Source organism: Staphylococcus sp. FSL W8-0271 (assembly GCF_038006605.1).
Taxonomy (GTDB): domain Bacteria; phylum Bacillota; class Bacilli; order Staphylococcales; family Staphylococcaceae; genus Staphylococcus; species Staphylococcus cohnii.
In genome coordinates this window covers 2,357,663-2,374,919 of the sequence record NZ_JBBOVM010000001.1, presented here as the reverse complement: position 1 = coordinate 2,374,919, position 17,257 = coordinate 2,357,663, and the positions used below count along the sequence as shown (strand labels likewise).

The 17,257-nt window shown below is 42.5% G+C and carries 5 protein-coding genes, 9 tRNA genes and 7 rRNA genes; 20 read left to right on the top strand and 1 reads right to left on the bottom strand.

Features of this window, described 5'->3' with window-relative positions; all coding sequences use genetic code 11:
• Positions 1-277 precede the first annotated feature (277 nt).
• The 20 genes from folP (at position 278) to rrf (NST87_RS11600) (ending at position 15,625) form a co-directional block, all read left to right on the top strand.
• Positions 278-1,081 carry a dihydropteroate synthase gene (gene folP, locus NST87_RS11695; protein ID WP_019467968.1) on the top strand — a complete coding sequence of 268 codons (804 nt, stop codon included), beginning with the start codon at positions 278-280 and terminating at the stop codon, positions 1,079-1,081.
• Positions 1,059-1,424 carry a dihydroneopterin aldolase gene (folB, locus tag NST87_RS11690; RefSeq protein WP_071560240.1) on the top strand — a complete coding sequence of 122 codons (366 nt, stop codon included), beginning with the start codon at positions 1,059-1,061 and terminating at the stop codon, positions 1,422-1,424. The genes folP and folB overlap by 23 nt, the downstream gene beginning before the upstream one ends.
• Positions 1,424-1,903 carry a 2-amino-4-hydroxy-6-hydroxymethyldihydropteridine diphosphokinase gene (gene folK / locus NST87_RS11685; RefSeq protein ID WP_071560241.1) on the top strand — a complete coding sequence of 160 codons (480 nt, stop codon included), beginning with the start codon at positions 1,424-1,426 and terminating at the stop codon, positions 1,901-1,903. The genes folB and folK overlap by 1 nt, the downstream gene beginning before the upstream one ends.
• A 556-nt stretch (positions 1,904-2,459) precedes the next feature.
• On the top strand, positions 2,460-3,947 hold the full coding sequence (lysS, locus tag NST87_RS11680) for a lysine--tRNA ligase (protein ID WP_019467971.1): 1,488 nt from the start codon (positions 2,460-2,462) through the stop codon (positions 3,945-3,947).
• Between the two features lie 470 nt (positions 3,948-4,417).
• A 5S ribosomal RNA gene (rrf, locus tag NST87_RS11675) occupies positions 4,418-4,532 on the top strand.
• Between the two features lie 16 nt (positions 4,533-4,548).
• Positions 4,549-4,624 (top strand) — tRNA-Val (locus NST87_RS11670).
• A gap of 16 nt (positions 4,625-4,640) precedes the next feature.
• Positions 4,641-4,716, top strand: a tRNA-Thr gene (locus NST87_RS11665).
• A 6-nt stretch (positions 4,717-4,722) separates the two neighbouring features.
• A tRNA-Lys gene (locus NST87_RS11660) sits at positions 4,723-4,795 on the top strand.
• Between the two features lie 14 nt (positions 4,796-4,809).
• A tRNA-Gly gene (locus NST87_RS11655) sits at positions 4,810-4,884 on the top strand.
• Positions 4,885-4,891: 7 nt separating this feature from the next.
• Positions 4,892-4,980 (top strand) — tRNA-Leu (locus tag NST87_RS11650).
• Between the two features lie 13 nt (positions 4,981-4,993).
• A tRNA-Arg gene (locus tag NST87_RS11645) sits at positions 4,994-5,070 on the top strand.
• A gap of 26 nt (positions 5,071-5,096) precedes the next feature.
• A tRNA-Pro gene (locus NST87_RS11640) sits at positions 5,097-5,170 on the top strand.
• An 18-nt stretch (positions 5,171-5,188) separates the two neighbouring features.
• A tRNA-Ala gene (locus NST87_RS11635) sits at positions 5,189-5,264 on the top strand.
• 138 nt (positions 5,265-5,402) lie between these two features.
• A 16S ribosomal RNA gene (locus NST87_RS11630) occupies positions 5,403-6,955 on the top strand.
• A gap of 281 nt (positions 6,956-7,236) precedes the next feature.
• A 23S ribosomal RNA gene (locus NST87_RS11625) occupies positions 7,237-10,157 on the top strand.
• 77 nt (positions 10,158-10,234) lie between these two features.
• Positions 10,235-10,349: ribosomal RNA gene (gene rrf, locus NST87_RS11620) — 5S ribosomal RNA — on the top strand.
• Between the two features lie 248 nt (positions 10,350-10,597).
• Positions 10,598-12,150: ribosomal RNA gene (locus NST87_RS11615) — 16S ribosomal RNA — on the top strand.
• 101 nt (positions 12,151-12,251) lie between these two features.
• Positions 12,252-12,328: transfer RNA gene (locus NST87_RS11610), tRNA-Ile, on the top strand.
• 184 nt (positions 12,329-12,512) lie between these two features.
• Positions 12,513-15,433 (top strand): 23S ribosomal RNA (locus NST87_RS11605).
• Positions 15,434-15,510: 77 nt separating this feature from the next.
• Positions 15,511-15,625 (top strand): 5S ribosomal RNA (rrf, locus tag NST87_RS11600).
• The 16S, 23S and 5S rRNA genes sit together here with 9 tRNA genes alongside, the layout of an rRNA operon.
• A 175-nt stretch (positions 15,626-15,800) precedes the next feature.
• Here rrf (NST87_RS11600) and pdxR read toward each other — a convergent pair.
• Positions 15,801-17,177 (bottom strand): MocR-like pyridoxine biosynthesis transcription factor PdxR, encoded by a 1,377-nt coding sequence (gene pdxR, locus NST87_RS11595; RefSeq protein WP_019468592.1) that lies wholly within the window; start codon positions 17,175-17,177, stop codon positions 15,801-15,803.
• Positions 17,178-17,257 lie beyond the last annotated feature (80 nt).

Here is a 17,257-nt window from a genome sequence, read left to right as displayed (position 1 = left end):
TATTAATTAGAAGTATTATAATGACTGTTAAAGACATGCCGATAGCGTTTATAAAATTAAATAAATCAATAGAAATAGGTCACAATATGAAAAGATTAATATATTTGAATGCGTTCTTGTCAATTACTTATTATTTAAATGAGTAAAATAAATTAGACTTAAATTTTTGGGTTACATGAGCATTGCTTACTGAAAATTTTATAAATTAGCGTTATTATAGAATAGTGATTACTAAGCTAGCGATGAGGTATTTAACAGTGAAAGGAAGAAAGTAACGATGGCACATACAAAAATTATGGGCATATTAAACGTAACACCTGATTCATTTTCTGATGGTGGTAAATATAATTCAGTAGAAAAGGCTGTTAAAAGAGCGGAAGAAATGATCGAAGAAGGTGTAGATATAATAGATGTCGGTGGTATATCTACACGTCCTGGCTATGAAGAAATCAGTGTAACTGAAGAATTGCAACGTGTAGTCCCAGTTGTAAAAGCACTCAGCCAATTAGACGTTCAACTTTCTATTGATACATATAGAAGTGAAGTGGCAGAAGCAGCAATGAAATTAGGCGCTACAATGATTAATGATCAGTGGGCTGGATTATATGACGAAAAAATCTTTGATATTGTATCTAAATATGAAGGCGAGATCATATTGATGCACAATGGTGATGGTAATCGAACAATGCCAGTTGTGGATGAAATGCTTCTACATTTATTGAAACAAGCAAATAAAGCTGAAATGGCAGGTATTCCCCAAGAAAAAGTTTGGATAGATCCTGGCATTGGTTTTGCAAAAACAAGAGATGAAGAAAAAGAAGTAATGGCGCGCTTGGACGAGTTAGTAGCTACGGATTATCCTGTACTATTAGCGACAAGTAGAAAAAGATTTATTAAAGAAATGATAGATAGAGACACACAAGCAACTGAAAGAGATGAAGCAACAGCCGCCACTACTGCATATGGTATAATGAAAGGTGTTAAAGGTGTGAGGGTTCATAATGTTGTGCTCAACGCCCGTTTGGCTCAAAGCATGGATTATTTAAAGGAGAATGAGGATGAGAGACACGATATTTCTTAACGGTATGAAATTTTATTGTTATCACGGTGCTTTACCAGCCGAAAATGAAATTGGTCAAATATTCGTCGTAGATGTGACAATGAAAGTTGATTTAAGTCTTGCAGGTGAAACAGATCAAGTTACTGACACTGTTCACTATGGTGAAGTATATGAAGATGTTAAATCAATCATGGAAAGTAAACCAGTGAATTTAGTAGAGCATCTAGCTGAACGTATTGCAAAACGTATAAATTCACACTATAATCGTGTAATGGAAACGAAAGTTAGAATCACTAAAGAAAATCCACCTATACCAGGCCATTATGAGGGTGTAGGCGTAGAAATAGTGAGGGAGAATTTCTAATGTCATATGCATACTTAGGTTTCGGAAGTAACGTTGGAGATAGAGAAACACAGCTTAATCAAGCGATTCATATTTTGAATGACACAGAAGGCATCAATGTAACACAAACATCCCTGATTTATGAAACAGACCCTGTAGGGTATGTTGAGCAACCTCAATTTTTAAATCAATGTATTGAAATACAAACGACACTAACACCTCGTGATTTATTAAAAGTATGTCAAGAAACAGAACAACAGTTGCATAGAGTAAGAGATATCAGATGGGGTCCTAGAACATTAGATGTTGATATTTTATTATTTGATAAACAAATTATAAATGAAGATGACTTGGTTATACCGCATCCACGCATGTTGGAACGCTCTTTCGTGCTCATACCACTCAATGATATTGCGCCAGATTTTACTGAACCTCATACAAACAAAAAAATTAGAAATTTAGTGACGTTAGATAATTCAGTGAAACAATATAAAGGTTAAGAAAGCAATGCTGTATAAACTCAATGAAGATGAGGCCAAGCAAAGCGTTTTTATTGAATAGGTATATTTGCAATTTTATTATAGATTAATTGTGAAATTCATTTAGTTGCTTCTATCATTATTTGGACGCAGTAGAAGCATGTTAAATTATTAATACAACTGATATAACAAGATTAACTCTAACTAGAACATCATGTATTACATAACTATTGTAGTAATAGTTATATACATTGAATTGCTGCGCAGTAAAAAATAGGTATTTTAAAAATTGTTTCATTCATAAAGATAAAACAGATACTTTAGCATACGCTAAAAAATATACAGCTTTAATTACTTTATTACATTCATAACCTCTAGTAAAATTGAAAAAATTAGTGCTGAGCACATAGTCAAATACTCATCTTTGTATTTAAAAGATAGGGTAGTCATGGTAAAGTAAGAAATGATTGGAACAAATCAAGATACATTAACCATAAATGATAGATATTCCTCGAATTCTAACAAAAAGTTGGGGCTAAAATTAAAATAGAACAAGAAGTATAAAGGAGAGAAAGTTATGTCAGAAGAAATGAACGACCAAATGCAGGTGCGTCGTCAAAAAATGCAAGAGCTATACGATTTAGGTATCGATCCATTCGGTGGAAAATTTGTACGAACTTCAATGGCTACTCCGTTACATGAAGATTGGGATCAATTCTCTAAAGAAGAATTACAAGAAAAAGAAGAAGAAAGTCATGTCAGCATAGCTGGGCGTTTAATGACGAAACGTGGTAAAGGTAAAGCAGGCTTTGCACACGTGCAAGATTTATCAGGTCAAATTCAAATTTATGTAAGAAAAGATCAAGTTGGAGAAGAACAATTTGAACTATGGAAATCAACAGACCTGGGAGATATCGTAGGTATTGAAGGTGTTATGTTCAAAACAAATACTGGTGAATTGTCTGTTAAAGCAAAATCATTCACGCTTTTAACAAAAGCATTACGCCCATTACCAGATAAATTCCATGGTTTACAAGATATTGAACAACGTTATCGTCAACGTTATTTAGACTTAATAACAAATCAAGATAGCACACAAACTTTTATTAATAGAAGTAAAATCTTACAAGAAATGCGTAATTACTTAAACAACCAAGGATTCTTAGAAGTAGAAACGCCAATGATGCACCAAATTGCAGGCGGAGCAGCAGCGAGACCATTCGTAACACACCATAATGCTTTGGATGCTACATTATATATGAGAATTGCAATAGAATTACATTTAAAACGATTAATTGTTGGTGGTTTAGAAAAAGTATATGAAATTGGTCGCGTGTTTAGAAATGAAGGTGTATCTACACGCCATAATCCAGAGTTCACAATGATTGAACTTTACGAAGCGTATGCAAACTATCACGATATTATGGATTTAACAGAAGATATGATTAGACATATATCCAATAAAGTACTTGGCACTGCAAAAATTAATTATGGTGAAGAAATGATTGACTTAGAATCAAATTGGAAACGAGTTCACATGGCAGATGCTGTCAAAGAAGTAACAGGTATTGATTTCTTTAATGTTCAGAATGACGAAGAAGCTAAAACACTTGCTAAAGAACACGGTGTTGAAATAACTGACAATATGAAATACGGTCATATTTTAAACGAATTCTTTGAACAAAAAGTTGAAGAAACATTAATACAACCTACATTTATATACGGTCATCCAATTGAAATATCACCATTAGCAAAGAAAAATCCGGAAGACCCTCGATTTACGGATCGCTTTGAATTATTTATTGTAGGTAGAGAACATGGTAATGCATTTACAGAATTAAATGATCCTATAGATCAAAGAGAAAGATTTGAAGCGCAATTAGTTGAAAAAGAACAAGGTAATGACGAAGCGCATGAAATGGACGAAGATTTCATTGAAGCATTAGAATATGGTATGCCTCCAACAGGTGGTTTAGGTATAGGTATTGATAGACTTGTTATGTTATTGACCGATTCAGCTTCAATTAGAGATGTGTTATTATTCCCATACATGAGACAAAAATAATATAAATTAACTTATATTAAAGGATTAAATGTTGTGACTCACAAATAAGAGCATGATGTTTAATCCTTTTTTAATTATAAATTTGAACTTTAAACAAATGGAATAGAGCGAATTTTTAAAAACAAATTAGAAATAATAAAGTAATAAGATACAATTATGCATAATTATGCTATTTAATTATAAAAATATACCAAAAAGGGTATGGTCAACTGCGATTTCTTATGGTAAGATAATTCAAGTCGAGTTAAGTGAGCGCGAATACGTGTGAAATAAAATATATGTTTAAAATAAAAGTTACGAAAACAGTTGACTTTAATGAAAAAACATAGTATTATATAAAAGTCGTCAAAAACGAGTGTTTACATAAGAAACATCAAGTAAAGAACTTGTGAATTTCTTTAAGATAGTGTAAAATTAACTATTGTAATTGGTTGATAAACAATGTATCATACATTGAGTAAGTTATTTTGTCTGGTGACTACAGCAAGGAGGTCACACCTGTTCCCATGCCGAACACAGAAGTTAAGCTCCTTAGCGCCGATGGTAGTCGGACTTACGTTCCGCAAGAGTAGGACGTTGCCAGGCTTTATAATAAACATGTGGAGGATTAGCTCAGCTGGGAGAGCATCTGCCTTACAAGCAGGGGGTCGGCGGTTCGAACCCGTCATCCTCCACCATTTTCAAAAATGAATAGCCGGCCTAGCTCAACTGGTAGAGCAACTGACTTGTAATCAGTAGGTTGGGGGTTCAAGTCCTCTGGCCGGCACCATTTCATGAGCCATTAGCTCAGTTGGTAGAGCATCTGACTTTTAATCAGAGGGTCAGAGGTTCGAATCCTCTATGGCTCATCCAGTTTCATTTTGCAGAAGTAGTTCAGCGGTAGAATACGACCTTGCCAAGGTCGGGGTCGCGGGTTCGAATCCCGTCTTCTGCTCCATTATTTTGCCGGGGTGGCGGAACTGGCAGACGCACAGGACTTAAAATCCTGCGATGAGAGATCATCGTACCGGTTCGATTCCGGTCCTCGGCACCATCATTTTAATAGAGCGCCCATAGCTCAATTGGATAGAGTACTTGACTACGAATCAAGCGGTTATAGGTTCGACTCCTATTGGGCGCACCATTTTAAAAATGATTTTATGATAAATACGGGAAGTAGCTCAGCTTGGTAGAGCACTTGGTTTGGGACCAAGGGGTCGCAGGTTCGAATCCTGTCTTCCCGACTCTTATTTAAAAATTATGGGGGCTTAGCTCAGATGGGAGAGCGCCTGCTTTGCACGCAGGAGGTCAGCGGTTCGATCCCGCTAGTCTCCACCATATATATTTAGATGAACATTGAAAACTGAATTGCAATATGTCAACGTTAATTCCGATTTCAACATTAAATGTTGAATCAAAACAACGTGTTATTAATAACACAAATTAGTATTTTATGAGCTAATCAAACATCATATTTTTATGGAGAGTTTGATCCTGGCTCAGGATGAACGCTGGCGGCGTGCCTAATACATGCAAGTCGAGCGAACAGATAAGGAGCTTGCTCCTTTGACGTTAGCGGCGGACGGGTGAGTAACACGTGGGTAACCTACCTATAAGACTGGAATAACTCCGGGAAACCGGGGCTAATGCCGGATAACATTTAGAACCGCATGGTTCTAAAGTGAAAGATGGTTTTGCTATCACTTATAGATGGACCCGCGCCGTATTAGCTAGTTGGTAAGGTAACGGCTTACCAAGGCAACGATACGTAGCCGACCTGAGAGGGTGATCGGCCACACTGGAACTGAGACACGGTCCAGACTCCTACGGGAGGCAGCAGTAGGGAATCTTCCGCAATGGGCGAAAGCCTGACGGAGCAACGCCGCGTGAGTGATGAAGGTCTTCGGATCGTAAAACTCTGTTATTAGGGAAGAACAAATGTGTAAGTAACTATGCACGTCTTGACGGTACCTAATCAGAAAGCCACGGCTAACTACGTGCCAGCAGCCGCGGTAATACGTAGGTGGCAAGCGTTATCCGGAATTATTGGGCGTAAAGCGCGCGTAGGCGGTTTCTTAAGTCTGATGTGAAAGCCCACGGCTCAACCGTGGAGGGTCATTGGAAACTGGGAAACTTGAGTGCAGAAGAGGAAAGTGGAATTCCATGTGTAGCGGTGAAATGCGCAGAGATATGGAGGAACACCAGTGGCGAAGGCGACTTTCTGGTCTGTAACTGACGCTGATGTGCGAAAGCGTGGGGATCAAACAGGATTAGATACCCTGGTAGTCCACGCCGTAAACGATGAGTGCTAAGTGTTAGGGGGTTTCCGCCCCTTAGTGCTGCAGCTAACGCATTAAGCACTCCGCCTGGGGAGTACGACCGCAAGGTTGAAACTCAAAGGAATTGACGGGGACCCGCACAAGCGGTGGAGCATGTGGTTTAATTCGAAGCAACGCGAAGAACCTTACCAAATCTTGACATCCTTTGACAACTCTAGAGATAGAGCCTTCCCCTTCGGGGGACAAAGTGACAGGTGGTGCATGGTTGTCGTCAGCTCGTGTCGTGAGATGTTGGGTTAAGTCCCGCAACGAGCGCAACCCTTAAACTTAGTTGCCAGCATTTAGTTGGGCACTCTAAGTTGACTGCCGGTGACAAACCGGAGGAAGGTGGGGATGACGTCAAATCATCATGCCCCTTATGATTTGGGCTACACACGTGCTACAATGGACAATACAAAGGGCAGCTAAACCGCGAGGTCATGCAAATCCCATAAAGTTGTTCTCAGTTCGGATTGTAGTCTGCAACTCGACTACATGAAGCTGGAATCGCTAGTAATCGTAGATCAGCATGCTACGGTGAATACGTTCCCGGGTCTTGTACACACCGCCCGTCACACCACGAGAGTTTGTAACACCCGAAGCCGGTGGAGTAACCATTTATGGAGCTAGCCGTCGAAGGTGGGACAAATGATTGGGGTGAAGTCGTAACAAGGTAGCCGTATCGGAAGGTGCGGCTGGATCACCTCCTTTCTAAGGATATATTCGGAACATCTTCTTTAGAAGATGAAAAGGAATAACATTGACATATTGTATTCAGTTTTGAATGCTCATTCGAGTATTCTTTAATGATTTGTACATTGAAAACTAGATAGGTAAGTAAAATTTATGATTTTACCAAGCAAAACCGAGTGAATAAGAGTTTTAAATAAGCTTGAATTCAAAAAGAAATAATCGCTAGTGTTCGAAAGAACACTCACAGATTAATAACATTTTGGGTTTTCAACCGACGGTTGTCGAGTTGAAAGCAAATAGATTAAGTTATTAAGGGCGCACGGTGGATGCCTTGGCACTAGAAGCCGATGAAGGACGTTACTAACGACGATATGCTTTGGGGAGCTGTAAGTAAGCTGTGATCCAAAGATTTCCGAATGGGGAAACCCAATACGAGTTATGTCGTATTATCGATACGTAAATACATAGCGTATCGAAGGTAGACGCGGAGAACTGAAACATCTTAGTACCCGCAGGAAGAGAAAGAAAAATCGATTCCCTGAGTAGCGGCGAGCGAAACGGGAATAGCCCAAACCAACGAGCTTGCTTGTTGGGGTTGTAGGACACTCTATACGGAGTTACAAAGGAATAGATTAGACGAAGCATCTGGAAAGATGCATCAAAGAAGGTAATAATCCTGTAGTCGAAAATCTGTTCTCTCTTGAGTGGATCCTGAGTACGACGGAACACGAGAAATTCCGTCGGAATCCGGGAGGACCATCTCCCAAGGCTAAATACTCTCTAGTGACCGATAGTGAACCAGTACCGTGAGGGAAAGGTGAAAAGTACCCCGGAAGGGGAGTGAAAGAGAACTTGAAACCGTGTGCTTACAAGTAGTCAGAGCCCGTTAATGGGTGATGGCGTGCCTTTTGTAGAATGAACCGGCGAGTTACGATTTGATGCAAGGTTAAGCAGTGAATGTGGAGCCGTAGCGAAAGCGAGTCTGAATAGGGCGTTGAGTATTTGGTCGTAGACCCGAAACCAGGTGATCTACCCTTGACCAGGTTGAAGTTCAGGTAACACTGAATGGAGGACCGAACCGACTTACGTTGAAAAGTGAGCGGATGAGTTGAGGGTAGCGGAGAAATTCCAATCGAACCTGGAGATAGCTGGTTCTCTCCGAAATAGCTTTAGGGCTAGCCTCAAGTGATGATTATTGGAGGTAGAGCACTGTTTGGACGAGGGGCCCTTCTCGGGTTACCGAATTCAGACAAACTCCGAATGCCAATCAATTTAACTTGGGAGTCAGAACGCGGGTGATAAGGTCCGTGTTCGAAAGGGAAACAGCCCAGACCACCAGCTAAGGTCCCAAAATATATGTTAAGTGGAAAAGGATGTGGCGTTGCCCAGACAACTAGTATGTTGGCTTAGAAGCAGCCATCATTTAAAGAGTGCGTAATAGCTCACTAGTCGAGTGACACTGCGCCGAAAATGTACCGGGGCTAAACATATTACCGAAGCTGTGGATTGTCCGTAGGACAATGGTAGGAGAGCGTTCTAAGGGCGTTGAAGCATGATCGTAAGGACATGTGGAGCGCTTAGAAGTGAGAATGCCGGTGTGAGTAGCGAAAGACGGGTGAGAATCCCGTCCACCGATTGACTAAGGTTTCCAGAGGAAGGCTCGTCCGCTCTGGGTTAGTCGGGTCCTAAGCTGAGGCCGATAGGCGTAGGCGATGGATAACAGGTTGATATTCCTGTACCACCATGTATCGTTTTAAGCGATGGGGGGACGCAGTAGGATAGGCGAAGCGTACGATTGGATTGTACGTCCAAGCAGTAAGACTGAGTGTTAGGCAAATCCGGCACTCTTAAGGTCAAGCTGTGATGGGGAGAGGAAATTGTTTCCTCGAGTCGTTGATTTCACACTGCCGAGAAAAGCCTCTAGCTAGATTTATGGTGCCCGTACCGCAAACCGACACAGGTAGTCAAGATGAGAATTCTAAGGTGAGCGAGCGAACTCTCGTTAAGGAACTCGGCAAAATGACCCCGTAACTTCGGGAGAAGGGGTGCTCTTTAGGGTTCACGCCCAGGAGAGCCGCAGTGAATAGGCCCAAGCGACTGTTTATCAAAAACACAGGTCTCTGCTAAACCGTAAGGTGATGTATAGGGGCTGACGCCTGCCCGGTGCTGGAAGGTTAAGAGGAGTGGTTAGCTTCTGCGAAGCTACGAATCGAAGCCCCAGTAAACGGCGGCCGTAACTATAACGGTCCTAAGGTAGCGAAATTCCTTGTCGGGTAAGTTCCGACCCGCACGAAAGGCGTAACGATTTGGGCACTGTCTCAACGAGAGACTCGGTGAAATCATAGTACCTGTGAAGATGCAGGTTACCCGCGACAGGACGGAAAGACCCCGTGGAGCTTTACTGTAGTCTGATATTGAAATTCGGTACAGCTTGTACAGGATAGGTAGGAGCCTTAGATACGTGAGCGCTAGCTTACGTGGAGGCGTTGGTGGGATACTACCCTCGCTGTATTGGATTTCTAACCCGCACCATTAATCATGGTGGGAGACAGTGTCAGATGGACAGTTTGACTGGGGCGGTCGCCTCCTAAAGAGTAACGGAGGCGCTCAAAGGTTTCCTCAGAATGGTTGGAAATCATTCATAGAGTGTAAAGGCACAAGGAAGCTTGACTGCGAGACTTACAAGTCGAGTAGGGTCGAAAGACGGACTTAGTGATCCGGTGGTTCCGCATGGAAGGGCCATCGCTCAACGGATAAAAGCTACCCCGGGGATAACAGGCTTATCTCCCCCAAGAGTTCACATCGACGGGGAGGTTTGGCACCTCGATGTCGGCTCATCGCATCCTGGGGCTGTAGTCGGTCCCAAGGGTTGGGCTGTTCGCCCATTAAAGCGGTACGCGAGCTGGGTTCAGAACGTCGTGAGACAGTTCGGTCCCTATCCGTCGTGGGCGTAGGAAATTTGAGAGGAGCTGTCCTTAGTACGAGAGGACCGGGATGGACATACCTCTGGTGTACCAGTTGTCGTGCCAACGGCATCGCTGGGTAGCTATGTATGGACGGGATAAGTGCTGAAAGCATCTAAGCATGAAGCCCCCCTCAAGATGAGATTTCCCAACTTCGGTTATAAGATCCCTCAAAGATGATGAGGTTAATAGGTTCGAGGTGGAAGCATAGCGATATGTGGAGCTGACGAATACTAATCGATCGAAGACTTAATCAAATTTAAAAGTTTTGTTGGTTGAACTAAATTTTACTTACTATCTAGTTTTGAATGTATAATAGTTATACATGATATTGTCTGGTGACTATAGCAAGGAGGTCACACCTGTTCCCATGCCGAACACAGAAGTTAAGCTCCTTAGCGCCGATGGTAGTCGGACTTACGTTCCGCAAGAGTAGGACGTTGCCAGGCAATTCCATTTTGACCTTTGGGTCGTTTTTTTATGGAATTATGATTGTTATGAATTGATTTTAAAAAAGTGTTTGACTTTCATAGTTAAAACCTGTAGAATTAATTCTTGTGATTGAAACAAATGAACATTGAAAACTGAATTGCAATATGTCAACGTTAATTCCGATTACAACATTAAATGTTGAATCAAAACAACGTGTTATTAATAACACAAATTAGTATTTTATGAGCTAATCAAACATCATATTTTTATGGAGAGTTTGATCCTGGCTCAGGATGAACGCTGGCGGCGTGCCTAATACATGCAAGTCGAGCGAACAGATAAGGAGCTTGCTCCTTTGACGTTAGCGGCGGACGGGTGAGTAACACGTGGGTAACCTACCTATAAGACTGGAATAACTCCGGGAAACCGGGGCTAATGCCGGATAACATTTAGAACCGCATGGTTCTAAAGTGAAAGATGGTTTTGCTATCACTTATAGATGGACCCGCGCCGTATTAGCTAGTTGGTAAGGTAACGGCTTACCAAGGCAACGATACGTAGCCGACCTGAGAGGGTGATCGGCCACACTGGAACTGAGACACGGTCCAGACTCCTACGGGAGGCAGCAGTAGGGAATCTTCCGCAATGGGCGAAAGCCTGACGGAGCAACGCCGCGTGAGTGATGAAGGTCTTCGGATCGTAAAACTCTGTTATTAGGGAAGAACAAATGTGTAAGTAACTATGCACGTCTTGACGGTACCTAATCAGAAAGCCACGGCTAACTACGTGCCAGCAGCCGCGGTAATACGTAGGTGGCAAGCGTTATCCGGAATTATTGGGCGTAAAGCGCGCGTAGGCGGTTTCTTAAGTCTGATGTGAAAGCCCACGGCTCAACCGTGGAGGGTCATTGGAAACTGGGAAACTTGAGTGCAGAAGAGGAAAGTGGAATTCCATGTGTAGCGGTGAAATGCGCAGAGATATGGAGGAACACCAGTGGCGAAGGCGACTTTCTGGTCTGTAACTGACGCTGATGTGCGAAAGCGTGGGGATCAAACAGGATTAGATACCCTGGTAGTCCACGCCGTAAACGATGAGTGCTAAGTGTTAGGGGGTTTCCGCCCCTTAGTGCTGCAGCTAACGCATTAAGCACTCCGCCTGGGGAGTACGACCGCAAGGTTGAAACTCAAAGGAATTGACGGGGACCCGCACAAGCGGTGGAGCATGTGGTTTAATTCGAAGCAACGCGAAGAACCTTACCAAATCTTGACATCCTTTGACAACTCTAGAGATAGAGCCTTCCCCTTCGGGGGACAAAGTGACAGGTGGTGCATGGTTGTCGTCAGCTCGTGTCGTGAGATGTTGGGTTAAGTCCCGCAACGAGCGCAACCCTTAAACTTAGTTGCCAGCATTTAGTTGGGCACTCTAAGTTGACTGCCGGTGACAAACCGGAGGAAGGTGGGGATGACGTCAAATCATCATGCCCCTTATGATTTGGGCTACACACGTGCTACAATGGACAATACAAAGGGCAGCTAAACCGCGAGGTCATGCAAATCCCATAAAGTTGTTCTCAGTTCGGATTGTAGTCTGCAACTCGACTACATGAAGCTGGAATCGCTAGTAATCGTAGATCAGCATGCTACGGTGAATACGTTCCCGGGTCTTGTACACACCGCCCGTCACACCACGAGAGTTTGTAACACCCGAAGCCGGTGGAGTAACCATTTATGGAGCTAGCCGTCGAAGGTGGGACAAATGATTGGGGTGAAGTCGTAACAAGGTAGCCGTATCGGAAGGTGCGGCTGGATCACCTCCTTTCTAAGGATATATTCGGAACATCTTCTTTAGAAGATGAAAAGGAATAACATTGACATATTGTATTCAGTTTTGAATGCTCATCAGAGTATTCTATTTATGATGGGCCTATAGCTCAGCTGGTTAGAGCGCACGCCTGATAAGCGTGAGGTCGGTGGTTCGAGTCCACTTAGGCCCACCATTTTTGTACATTGAAAACTAGATAAGTAAGTAAAATTTATGATTTTACCAAGCAAAACCGAGTGAATAAGAGTTTTAAATAAGCTTGAATTCAAAAAGAAATAATCGCTAGTGTTCGAAAGAACACTCACAGATTAATAACATTTTGGGTTTTCAACCGACGGTTGTCGAGTTGAAAGCAAATAGATTAAGTTATTAAGGGCGCACGGTGGATGCCTTGGCACTAGAAGCCGATGAAGGACGTTACTAACGACGATATGCTTTGGGGAGCTGTAAGTAAGCTGTGATCCAAAGATTTCCGAATGGGGAAACCCAATACGAGTTATGTCGTATTATCGATACGTAAATACATAGCGTATCGAAGGTAGACGCGGAGAACTGAAACATCTTAGTACCCGCAGGAAGAGAAAGAAAAATCGATTCCCTGAGTAGCGGCGAGCGAAACGGGAATAGCCCAAACCAACGAGCTTGCTTGTTGGGGTTGTAGGACACTCTATACGGAGTTACAAAGGAATAGATTAGACGAAGCATCTGGAAAGATGCATCAAAGAAGGTAATAATCCTGTAGTCGAAAATCTGTTCTCTCTTGAGTGGATCCTGAGTACGACGGAACACGAGAAATTCCGTCGGAATCCGGGAGGACCATCTCCCAAGGCTAAATACTCTCTAGTGACCGATAGTGAACCAGTACCGTGAGGGAAAGGTGAAAAGTACCCCGGAAGGGGAGTGAAAGAGAACTTGAAACCGTGTGCTTACAAGTAGTCAGAGCCCGTTAATGGGTGATGGCGTGCCTTTTGTAGAATGAACCGGCGAGTTACGATTTGATGCAAGGTTAAGCAGTGAATGTGGAGCCGTAGCGAAAGCGAGTCTGAATAGGGCGTTGAGTATTTGGTCGTAGACCCGAAACCAGGTGATCTACCCTTGACCAGGTTGAAGTTCAGGTAACACTGAATGGAGGACCGAACCGACTTACGTTGAAAAGTGAGCGGATGAGTTGAGGGTAGCGGAGAAATTCCAATCGAACCTGGAGATAGCTGGTTCTCTCCGAAATAGCTTTAGGGCTAGCCTCAAGTGATGATTATTGGAGGTAGAGCACTGTTTGGACGAGGGGCCCTTCTCGGGTTACCGAATTCAGACAAACTCCGAATGCCAATCAATTTAACTTGGGAGTCAGAACGCGGGTGATAAGGTCCGTGTTCGAAAGGGAAACAGCCCAGACCACCAGCTAAGGTCCCAAAATATATGTTAAGTGGAAAAGGATGTGGCGTTGCCCAGACAACTAGTATGTTGGCTTAGAAGCAGCCATCATTTAAAGAGTGCGTAATAGCTCACTAGTCGAGTGACACTGCGCCGAAAATGTACCGGGGCTAAACATATTACCGAAGCTGTGGATTGTCCGTAGGACAATGGTAGGAGAGCGTTCTAAGGGCGTTGAAGCATGATCGTAAGGACATGTGGAGCGCTTAGAAGTGAGAATGCCGGTGTGAGTAGCGAAAGACGGGTGAGAATCCCGTCCACCGATTGACTAAGGTTTCCAGAGGAAGGCTCGTCCGCTCTGGGTTAGTCGGGTCCTAAGCTGAGGCCGATAGGCGTAGGCGATGGATAACAGGTTGATATTCCTGTACCACCATGTATCGTTTTAAGCGATGGGGGGACGCAGTAGGATAGGCGAAGCGTACGATTGGATTGTACGTCCAAGCAGTAAGACTGAGTGTTAGGCAAATCCGGCACTCTTAAGGTCAAGCTGTGATGGGGAGAGGAAATTGTTTCCTCGAGTCGTTGATTTCACACTGCCGAGAAAAGCCTCTAGCTAGATTTATGGTGCCCGTACCGCAAACCGACACAGGTAGTCAAGATGAGAATTCTAAGGTGAGCGAGCGAACTCTCGTTAAGGAACTCGGCAAAATGACCCCGTAACTTCGGGAGAAGGGGTGCTCTTTAGGGTTCACGCCCAGGAGAGCCGCAGTGAATAGGCCCAAGCGACTGTTTATCAAAAACACAGGTCTCTGCTAAACCGTAAGGTGATGTATAGGGGCTGACGCCTGCCCGGTGCTGGAAGGTTAAGAGGAGTGGTTAGCTTCTGCGAAGCTACGAATCGAAGCCCCAGTAAACGGCGGCCGTAACTATAACGGTCCTAAGGTAGCGAAATTCCTTGTCGGGTAAGTTCCGACCCGCACGAAAGGCGTAACGATTTGGGCACTGTCTCAACGAGAGACTCGGTGAAATCATAGTACCTGTGAAGATGCAGGTTACCCGCGACAGGACGGAAAGACCCCGTGGAGCTTTACTGTAGTCTGATATTGAAATTCGGTACAGCTTGTACAGGATAGGTAGGAGCCTTAGATACGTGAGCGCTAGCTTACGTGGAGGCGTTGGTGGGATACTACCCTCGCTGTATTGGATTTCTAACCCGCACCATTAATCATGGTGGGAGACAGTGTCAGATGGACAGTTTGACTGGGGCGGTCGCCTCCTAAAGAGTAACGGAGGCGCTCAAAGGTTTCCTCAGAATGGTTGGAAATCATTCATAGAGTGTAAAGGCACAAGGAAGCTTGACTGCGAGACTTACAAGTCGAGCAGGGTCGAAAGACGGACTTAGTGATCCGGTGGTTCCGCATGGAAGGGCCATCGCTCAACGGATAAAAGCTACCCCGGGGATAACAGGCTTATCTCCCCCAAGAGTTCACATCGACGGGGAGGTTTGGCACCTCGATGTCGGCTCATCGCATCCTGGGGCTGTAGTCGGTCCCAAGGGTTGGGCTGTTCGCCCATTAAAGCGGTACGCGAGCTGGGTTCAGAACGTCGTGAGACAGTTCGGTCCCTATCCGTCGTGGGCGTAGGAAATTTGAGAGGAGCTGTCCTTAGTACGAGAGGACCGGGATGGACATACCTCTGGTGTACCAGTTGTCGTGCCAACGGCATCGCTGGGTAGCTATGTATGGACGGGATAAGTGCTGAAAGCATCTAAGCATGAAGCCCCCCTCAAGATGAGATTTCCCAACTTCGGTTATAAGATCCCTCAAAGATGATGAGGTTAATAGGTTCGAGGTGGAAGCATAGCGATATGTGGAGCTGACGAATACTAATCGATCGAAGACTTAATCAAATTTAAAAGTTTTGTTGGTTGAACTAAATTTTACTTACTATCTAGTTTTGAATGTATAATAGTTATACATGATATTGTCTGGTGACTATAGCAAGGAGGTCACACCTGTTCCCATGCCGAACACAGAAGTTAAGCTCCTTAGCGCCGATGGTAGTCGGACTTACGTTCCGCAAGAGTAGGACGTTGCCAGGCAATTAAGACCCGAAAGGGTCTCTTTTTTTTACCAAAAAGGAGCTTAACTTCCAGTTCAAAGTGCTGAAACATGAGTTAATACGCATGCATAAGTACCACTAGCTCAATCAATTGAGAGTGGTACTTAATTATTCTGAAATTTTAACTATTAGTAAATCTAGCAAAGAAATTCAAACTAGACCGTTAATGATTTGATAAGTGCGTCTGTATGTGCTTTGAGTTGTGATATCGGGATGCCACCAAAGCCTAGTATAAATTTAACTGTGATTTGATCACTATCATATTTGTTAAAGGGAATTATTTTTAAATCATTTGCCTTTGCACGTTCTAAGCATTGTTCCATAGTCAAACGATTTTTGACAGTGAGCGTAAAGTGCATACCCGCTAAAGCACCATCTATTGTTAATTGTGATTGATAGGGAGCTAATGCATTTAAAATTGTTGTTAATTTATGACGATATACATTTCTCATTTTATTGAGATGTCTTTCAAAACTACCTGATTTCATAAAGTGTGAAACTATTTTTTGTGTATGCGCAGGTACTGTATTTCCTTCTTTGTTTTCTAGTTTGTCATATTTTGATAGTAAAGTATTTGGTAAAACTAAATATGCAATTCGACAACTAGGAAATAAAGATTTGGAAAAGGTACTAATATATATTACTTTGTCTTTAGTATCAAGGCTTTGCAAAGCTGGAATGGGTTTGCCAAAGTAGCGAAATTCAGAATCATAATCATCTTCAATGATATATCTATCAGGGCTTTGTTGTGCCCAAGTGATAAGTTGGGTTCTTTTTTTTAAACTCATGACATAACCTGTTGGAAATTGGTGTGATGGCGTGACATATGCGATATTATTATTTGATTTCTGAAAACAATCTATTTCTATTCCTGTACTATTTACTGGTACTTGAAGATAAGCAATTTGTTTTTTATCTAATACTTGCTTAATAGGTGGATAGCTAGGATTTTCTATTAAGAATCGCCCATCATTTAAAATGTCAGTTAAAAGGTTTATAAGCTGCTCTGTTGAAGAGCCAATAATAATTTGTTCAGGTCGACAGTTAACGCCACGGCTATTAAATAAGTAATGCGCAATTTCTTGTCTTAATGATATTTCTCCCTTTAAATTAGCATGTTGTAGTAAATCAATTTCTTCATCTTCAAAGGCATCTTTTGCGTATTTTCTAAATTGTTTCATAGGAAAATATTCAGCATCAATTTCAGATAAATTAAATGCTAATGAATGGTTTGACTGTACTGCATCATGATTATTTTTCGAGTGATTTTGTGCATAAAATTGATCTGGGTTTCTTGTGACAATAGGAAGCGTTTCTATATCTGAAACAAAATACCCCGAACGTGGTTTAGAATATATATATCCTTCATCTAGTAGTAGCTGATATGCATGTTCTATTGTTGTGTTACTCACAGATAAATGTTGTCCTAACACACGTTTAGATGGAAATTTATCTTCAGACTCATATTGTCCTTCAATGATTTGTTGTTTTAAATTTTCGTATAAATTGATATAAAGATGATTTTTAGACAATAAACTGACCTCCTAAATAATTCCAAAAGTGTACCTTTTTAAATACCAGTTTATCTTTTAAAATGAATTTAATCAACTAA